The sequence below is a fragment of the Verrucomicrobiota bacterium genome, from assembly GCA_016871535.1.
Taxonomy (GTDB): domain Bacteria; phylum Verrucomicrobiota; class Verrucomicrobiia; order Limisphaerales; family SIBE01; genus VHCZ01.
The window spans coordinates 1-7,648 of record VHCZ01000288.1; the positions used below are offsets into that span (position 1 = coordinate 1).

General features: G+C 60.2%; 6 protein-coding genes. 5 read left to right on the top strand and 1 reads right to left on the bottom strand.

The features are described 5' to 3' along the window. The first annotated feature begins 482 nt into the window (after positions 1 to 482). The 5 genes from FJ398_24020 to FJ398_24040 all read left to right on the top strand — a co-directional run bounded on the left by FJ398_24020 (position 483) and on the right by FJ398_24040 (position 6,309). Positions 483 to 1,508, top strand: coding sequence for a serine hydrolase (locus tag FJ398_24020; protein ID MBM3840965.1), 1,026 nt, complete (start codon positions 483 to 485; stop codon positions 1,506 to 1,508). Between the two features lie 229 nt (positions 1,509 to 1,737). Beyond that, positions 1,738 to 2,082 (top strand): hypothetical protein, encoded by a 345-nt coding sequence (locus FJ398_24025; protein ID MBM3840966.1) that lies wholly within the window; start codon positions 1,738 to 1,740, stop codon positions 2,080 to 2,082. A gap of 142 nt (positions 2,083 to 2,224) precedes the next feature. Continuing rightward, complete coding sequence (locus tag FJ398_24030) at positions 2,225 to 2,437, top strand: hypothetical protein (protein MBM3840967.1); 213 nt, start codon at positions 2,225 to 2,227, stop codon at positions 2,435 to 2,437. A 153-nt stretch (positions 2,438 to 2,590) separates the two neighbouring features. Further along, positions 2,591 to 6,004 (top strand): DEAD/DEAH box helicase, encoded by a 3,414-nt coding sequence (locus FJ398_24035; protein MBM3840968.1) that lies wholly within the window; start codon positions 2,591 to 2,593, stop codon positions 6,002 to 6,004. Between the two features lie 80 nt (positions 6,005 to 6,084). Beyond that, positions 6,085 to 6,309: a hypothetical protein gene (locus FJ398_24040; GenBank protein MBM3840969.1), complete on the top strand. Its 225-nt coding sequence runs from the start codon at positions 6,085 to 6,087 to the stop codon at positions 6,307 to 6,309. Positions 6,310 to 6,327: 18 nt separating this feature from the next. Here the strand turns inward: FJ398_24040 and FJ398_24045 are convergent, their stop codons facing one another. Further along, entirely contained in the window at positions 6,328 to 7,230 is a 903-nt protein-coding gene (locus FJ398_24045) for a hypothetical protein (protein MBM3840970.1), read from the bottom strand. Between the last annotated feature and the right edge of the window lie 418 nt (positions 7,231 to 7,648).

Genomic DNA, 7,648 nt, shown 5'->3' on the forward strand with positions numbered 1-7,648 from the left:
CGGCGCAACCCGAAGGGCGGCAGTTCTTTTTCGCCAGACTTCGTTGCTTGCTCCTTACAGATCCACTTCGGGATATGCTCGTCGCTCGCGCCTCGTCTGGCCGAAAAATCCCTTGCCGCGAACGTGAGCGTATTTATGAAATGGACCACTTAGTGTTTTTCGTGGGCCGAACTCGCAGGAACCGCGATCACCCGGCTCACCTTGGCGAAGGGATAGGGCCGCGGAGCCTCCGGAATGGAATCGAACGCTGCTGTCGAAGAGACCTGGTCATGAGCAGAGGTGAGCCGGACTCTCGGGGAGACAGATTGGCAAAGGATCGCGTAACTTTTGGAGCACCGATTGGCACCGCGAACTCGATGAATTCTCGCCGGAATCGTTCGTTCGAATCACAAGTCCGCGCGCTGACACACGCCGCGCATTCCCTGCTGTGCTCAATCCGTCTTTCCTTGGCGGCTCAGTTTCCCTACGGTGAGGTCATACTCATGAACACTTTGCCTTGTTCCCCAAACCGACCTGTTGCCACGGTGCAATCCTTCGCCGGTCGATTTGTGACCCCAATCCGGGGCTGGCTTGCCCTCGCCGCACTCGCCTCGCTTCTCGAAGTGGGCGCCGAAGCGCGCGCGGCCGAATCGGCCAGTCCAAGCCGCTCGCCCAGGCTCCAATCCCTGGTCGATCAGGCGGTGCGAAAAACGTTCGAGAAATTCGCGGAGAAGAACCTGCAGGCGGATCAACTGGCTGTTACGCTTGTCGATCTGCGCGATTCGACCCGGCCCACACAGGCGAGCTATCGAGGCCATGTCCAGATTTATCCGGCGAGCGTCGTCAAACTGTTTTACATGGCGGCGGTTCACCGCTGGCTGGAGGACGGCAGAATTCAAGAGACGGACGAAGTCCGCCGCGCCCTGCGGGACATGATTGTCGATTCCGGCAATGAACCCACGCATTACCTGGTCGATTTGTTGACGGGCACGACGAGCGGCCCGGAGCTGGCCGCGGACGAGTTGGAGGCCTGGCTTCACCAACGAAACGCCGTGAACCGCTACTTCGCTTCTCTCGGCTACACAAACATCAATGTGAACCGCAAACCCTGGTGCGAAGGCCCGTATGGGCGCGAAATGCAGTCCGTGAAATTGCACGCGCCGAATCACCGCAACTGGCTGACCACCGACGCCACCGCGCGCCTACTGACGGAGATCGCCACCGGCAAAGCCATCTCCGGGCAACGCTCGGCGGAAATGATGAAGCTGCTCGCGCGCAGTCCGTTCGCCGCCGACAAGAAGACTGACAGCCAGGCGCGTGATTTCACCGGCATCGCGCTCGCTCCGGGCGACAAGCTGTGGTCAAAAGCCGGATGGACGAGCGAAACCCGCCACGACGCGGCTTACGTGGAACCCGCCCGCGGACCGAAGTTCGCGCTCGTGACCTTCACCACGGGCCACGCCACCGAACGCGAAATCATTCCGTTCGTCGCCAAGATGATTATCGAAAGCCTCACCGCGACGGAATGAAAGCGCCTCAAGCTGCGGACCCAGGCGGACCGTTAACGTCGGCTCTGATGCGTTGTGGCGCCGAGGCGGCGGCGCGGCAGCATCTACCAGCTTCGCGAATGGACGACTCCCTCGGCTCCCATTCGCGACCGGCGCGAAATAGCTGATCCGAGTCAAGTCGCCGGGAGCGTTACAAATCTGTAATCCTTCGGAAATGCATCGGTAACTCATTCGCCGTCTATCAAAGCAAATGAGCACGAGAATATTGAACCCGATTGCAGATCCCTTCACGACCGATACCCCGCCGGGATCGCCCGATCTCGCAGGAGAGATTGCCCGCCTGGAACGTCAGCCCTGGGCGCGAAAGTTGGCCGCGCACGCTCCGGGCCTCCGCTGCCCCCATTGCGATTCCATTGTCTATAGCCGGCGACACAAGTTGTGCGGGGTATGCAGCCGGCCTCTGCCGGACAACTTTGCGTTCTCCGTTGAGGAAGCCCGGCGGCTTGAGAAAATCTTGAGCAACGAGCGAATGCGCCATCGAAGTTGGCTGGCCCGGACATTTAACGCGCCGGTTACGTCGCCGGCTCTCGCGTGACCAGGCGAAGGCAGGGCGAGTCCGTCCCGGTGAGCCCCTCGACGGGCGCGGAACACGTCCGGATCGGCTCGCTGGGGACAGGTTCGCCCTACCCGCCGGTTCAACGAAGCCGGCCTGGTTTCAAAAACCATGCACTCGGCCCTTGAACCCGTCTATGGTAGGGCGGTGCTGCAACGGCGCCGCATCGACCGAAGACCGGCTCGCGGCAGCGCAGCCCTACCGGGTTGTGGAAAGCTTGCTTGGCCTCAGGACCCTGCTCACCGGCCATGAACCGAAAACTGCGCGGACCGCAGCCTTTAGGCTGCTTTCGCGCACACTTTGGAGTTTGGCGTTGAAGCGGCCTAAAGGCGCCTAAAGGCCGCGGTCCAGAGGAATGTTCATGGGACGAGAGGACAACCGCCCGCTCTCGTTTCCTTCCCTTCACGGTGAATTTCCTGTGAACAGCCGTTCAACAACTTTTTGGCAATTCCTTTGACATCAGTTCTTCATCGCGAAAAAGTTTTCCTTGATGTCGCACGATCCGATTCCGTTTCCGCACGCGTCCTGGATGGATTGCTTCAGCAAGAATGCGCTCCGGAAAGGCTACGAATACTCCACGAACGATCAGGTCCTCTCCTGCACCATTTCTGAAGATCGGAAATCCATCGACGCCGCCATTGGGGGATCGGACCTGGAACCCTGCGACGTCGAAGCGGGAATCAAGATCGACAAGACTGGCCGCGTCTTCGTCGATGGCTTTTGCTCGTGCCCGGTCGAATACAACTGCAAGCACGTCGCCGCGGCGATCTTTGCCGCATTGGGGCAAGCGCCGGATTTGTTAGGCAACGGCAAGCCAGCCCCCGCTGTTCCACCGCCAAACCGATTCTCCCCCGTGCCGCCCAGACCGGCGCCCCCGCCCAAACCGGCGTTGCCTTCCGAATTCGAGCCCTGGCTGAGACGCCTGGAGCAAACGGCGCAGCCGCTCTCGCCAGGGGAGTCCGCCGCGGAACAAAAACACAGCGTGATCTACATGCTCGATGTCGAACATCGCGGGGATGGTCCGGTCCTGGTCGTGGAGTGGCTTCAGGTGCGCCGCAAGAAGAATGGAAGTTTTGGCAGCGCCCAACCCTACTCGGCTTACAATGTTCTCAGTCCGAAACCCGCGCGCTTCGTGCAATCCTCCGATGTCCGGATCGCGCGGCGACTCCTCAACGTGAGCGAGGCGTTTGGCCGATACAGTTCCTCCGAGAGCCTCCTGGACGGAGAGGACGCCGCAGAAATCTTTCAGCTCATTCTCGACACGGGCCGTTGCTACTGGGAGACGATACACGGCGCGCCTTTGACTCTGGGAGCACCCCGCCCCGCGCAACCGGCGTGGACCACCGACGCGAACGGTCTGCAACATCCGACTTTCACGGCCACTCCCGCCGCCACGGCGCTGTTGCCGCTCCGCCCCCCGTGGTATTTCGATCCCGGCGAGAACTGCGTTGGCCCGTTGGAAGTCGGCCTTCCAGCCGCTTTGGCGGAGACCTGGCTCAAAGCTCCTGCCGTCAAACCGAAAGTGGCTCACCTCATCAACGAGGCGCTCGATCAACGGTTCCCGGCTTTGCCTTTGCCCAAAGCCAAAGCGCTCGAAGTCGAGCGGTTGCCGGCCTTGAAACCGGCGCCGGTTTTGTCACTGTCCACCGCGCGCTTTCAATGGTGGGAAATGAGTTACACATTTCGCCAAGCGGGCATGGATGGATACCCCGTGCACCTGGCGCGCGTGGGCTTCGATTATTGCGGCGTGCGCGCCGATCATCTGGATACCCGCGAGGAGATCGAGCGCTTCAAGGATGGGAAGCTGATCCGCGCGCAGAGGGATTTCGCGGGCGAGGAGCAACTCCTGGATGAGCTCGAACAATTTGGTCTGCGGCCTTCGCACGAAGTGATGCCGATGTACGGAGAGTCCCGCCTGAAAGGCGCGTGGATGCTGCCCAAGAACAACGACGACGCCTGGTTCAAGTTCTGCGTCGAAACGCTGCCGAAACTTCGCGCGGCCGGATGGCTCATCGAATACGACGAAAGCTTCAGCTTCCATCTGGCGGAGCCTTCGGAGTGGTATGCGGACGTTGCGCCCGAAAGCGAGAATGATTGGTTCGGCGTCGAACTCGGCGTTCAGGTCGGGGAGGAGAAAATCAATTTGTTGCCGGTCCTGATCAACCTGCTGCAAACGCACGGTGACGAGTTCTCGCCCAAGAAACTGGAGAAGATGTCCGCCAAACGCCCGGTGCTCGTGCCGCTCGGCGATGGCCGCATGCTGCCGTTTCCGGCCGGACGCCTGCGCGATATCCTGGCCGTGCTGGTCGAGCTTTACGATCCGCAATCGCTCAACAAGAAGGGCCGGCTCGAAATGCCGAAGCTCCGCGTGGCGGAAGTCGCGACCCTCAGCGACGTCGATCAGTGGCGCTGGCTGGGCAGCGATGCCTTGAAGGAATTGGGCCGGCGCCTGAAGAATTTCCAAGGCATCAAGCGGACTGCTCCGCCCGCCGGACTGCAAACCGCTTTGCGCCCGTATCAGCAAGACGGTCTCAACTGGCTGCAGTTCCTCCGCGAATACAATTTGTCCGGAATCCTCGCCGACGACATGGGCCTGGGCAAAACCGTCCAGGCGCTGGCGCATTTGCTGGCCGAGAAAGAGGCGGGCCGGCTGGACCGGCCTTCGCTCGTCGTCGCGCCCACCAGTCTCATGACCAACTGGCGCCAGGAAACCGAGCGTTTCGCGCCCGGCTTGCGCGTGCTGGTCTCGCACGGCGGCGAACGCAAGCAACATTTCGAGAAGCTCCGCGACTTCGATCTCATCATTACGTCTTACTCGCTGTTACCGCGCGACGAAGCTGTCCTCCTGGGCACGGAATTCCACGTCGTGATTCTCGACGAAGCTCAATACATCAAGAATCCGAAGACGAAATTCGCGCAGGTCGCCTGCCAGTTGAAGGCGCGGCACCAGCTTTGCCTGACGGGCACGCCGATGGAGAATCACCTGGGCGAATTGTGGTCCTTGTTCAACTTTCTGCTGCCGGGGTTTCTCGGCGACGAACACCGGTTCCGCGCGTTGTTCCGCAACCCGATCGAGAAAGCCAACAACCAGGACCGGCGTTTGGTCCTCGCCCGGCGCGTGGGTCCGTTCATCTTGCGCCGGCGCAAGGAGGAAGTGGAAAAGGAACTGCCGCCCAAAACGGAGATCGCGCAAAACGTCGAAATCACCGGCGGTCAGCGCGACCTTTACGAAAGCATCCGGCTGGCGATGCACGCCAAAGTCCAGGCCGAAATCGCCAACAAAGGTCTCTCGCGCTCCCACATCATCATCCTCGATGCGCTGCTCAAGCTCCGGCAGGTGTGCTGCGATCCCAGGCTCGTCCCGCTCGACGCCGCCAAACACGTCCAGGAATCGGCCAAGCTCGAATTGCTCATGGACCTGCTCCCGGAAATGATCGCGGAAGGCCGGCGCATTCTGCTCTTCTCGCAGTTCACCAGCATGCTGGAATTGATCGAAGCGGAACTGGCCAAAACGAACGTTCCTTACGTGAAGCTCACGGGAGAAACTCGCGACCGCGCCACGCCCGTGAACGATTTCCAGTCCGGCAAAGTGCCGTTGTTTCTCATCAGCCTCAAAGCGGGCGGAACCGGATTGAACCTGACCGCCGCCGACACCGTGATTCACTATGACCCGTGGTGGAATCCGGCCGTGGAAAATCAAGCGACGGATCGGGCCCATCGGATCGGCCAGAACAAAAAGGTCTTCGTCTATAAGCTGATGACGGTCGGCACGGTGGAAGAAAAGATCGCGGCGTTGCAGGCGCGCAAGCGTGAGCTGGTCGAAGGTCTGCTCAACGAAGAGCGCAAAGACAAATTGCAGCTCAGCGCTGAAGACCTGGACGTGCTCTTCGCGCCGCTGAAATGATTTCAGGGGATTTGCCTTGTTCCTGTCCCCTCGGCAATTACGCTAGTGAGCGTGGGAAATGTCTCGGATAGATACGAAGCATGAGAGTCGAGCAAATCAAGACCGCCCTCCGCGAAGGGTTACCCTTTGAAATCACGACTGCGGCGGGAGATAAATTCATGGTGAACCAGGCACACCAGCTTGCGTTCGTCGAGACTGGCGGCGCTGTATCTGTGGTCACGGATGATGGACTCGTCCATGTTATTCCCCTGCTCACCATGACGAGTCTGACCTACCTGAGACCGGCTGGCGGCGCATCAAGCTGATCACTATCCTGACCGCGGTCAGTTCTTCCACGAAATCGATGTGGTCTTGCCATCGCCCTCGCGGTTTCCAGCCAGGGCTTTCAGCGTCAGCGCCGCGCCTTCCGACGTGAAGCGCGCGTCCACCCACCCAACTGGCTCGCTGTCCGCGAAGTTGTAGCCTACGGCGGGAAGATTCACCAGATGCACGCCTTGCTGTTCGGCAAAGGCATATTTGTGGGAGTGGCCGTAGAAAATGGCCTTCACTTTCTTGTGAGGGCGAATCAACTCGAAGAGGCGATCCACGTCCACCAGGCTGCCGTCTCCGTCGTCCAGTGTATGATGCACGAAGAGAATCGTCGGGCGGCCATCGGCTTTTTCCAGATACTGCACCAGCCAATCGCGCTGAGCTTTGCCCAGCAAGCCGGCGACACGGTTGACGTACATCAAAGAGTCCAGGATCACGAATCGGATGCCGGGCCACTCCCGGACCAACACATGCTTCTCTTGAACGGTCTGGCGCTCACTCGGAGGCTGCGGGAAGACTTTGAAAAAGTTCCCGCGATCATCGTGATTGCCCAGCCCGATATAGACCGGCGCTTCTTCTGCGACCGGTGCGAGCAATTTCTTCAGCTCCACGTAATCCTCCAATTCGCCCGTCAGGCGGGCGGCGTCGCCGTTGATGATCACCGCTTTGGGGCGCGCCTGGAGGACCTGAGGCGTCACCGCCTTCAGATTCTGCCAGGGGAGAAACTTCCGGTGCTCGCCCCCTTTGAAGTCCGCCGGGATGTGCGTGTCCGAGAGCAGCGCCAGGCGCAACTCCTCGGATTTGGCGGCGCCGGCGAACAACCGGGTTTGCGACGCGAGGGCGAGGCCGGCCAAGGACGTGGTTGACTGGCGAAGAAACTGTCTCCGATCGAGTGATTTGTCATAGATGCCGGGCATACGGGCCTTTCTCTTGTTTCTCGCCAGAGACTTAGAACAGAGCGCGGCAAAGCCGCAACCGAATTCGTTGCAACGTTGCACCTCCGTGCTATTCGTATCCTGGCCGCGCTGTCCCGGCTGCGGGTCAGCTTGGTCGTTTGTCTTTCAACCGAGATGCATGTGCATCAAACGGTTGCATAAGGTTCTGCCGGGCCGTGCCAGCGGAATTGCCAGCAGACTGACTACTTCCGCGGATTCTCCCAGAATCCCCAGGTAGCTCTCGCAGTACTCGCTAACTGGCACAGATCATTTCGCCTTAGCCTCGTAATCCGAAAGATCATGAAGCAAAGGTTTAGGCTCTATCAACGGGGCGGCAGTGGCCGCTATTACGTTCAGGACAACGTCACAGGCAAACAGGAGAGCTTGGGAACATCAGACC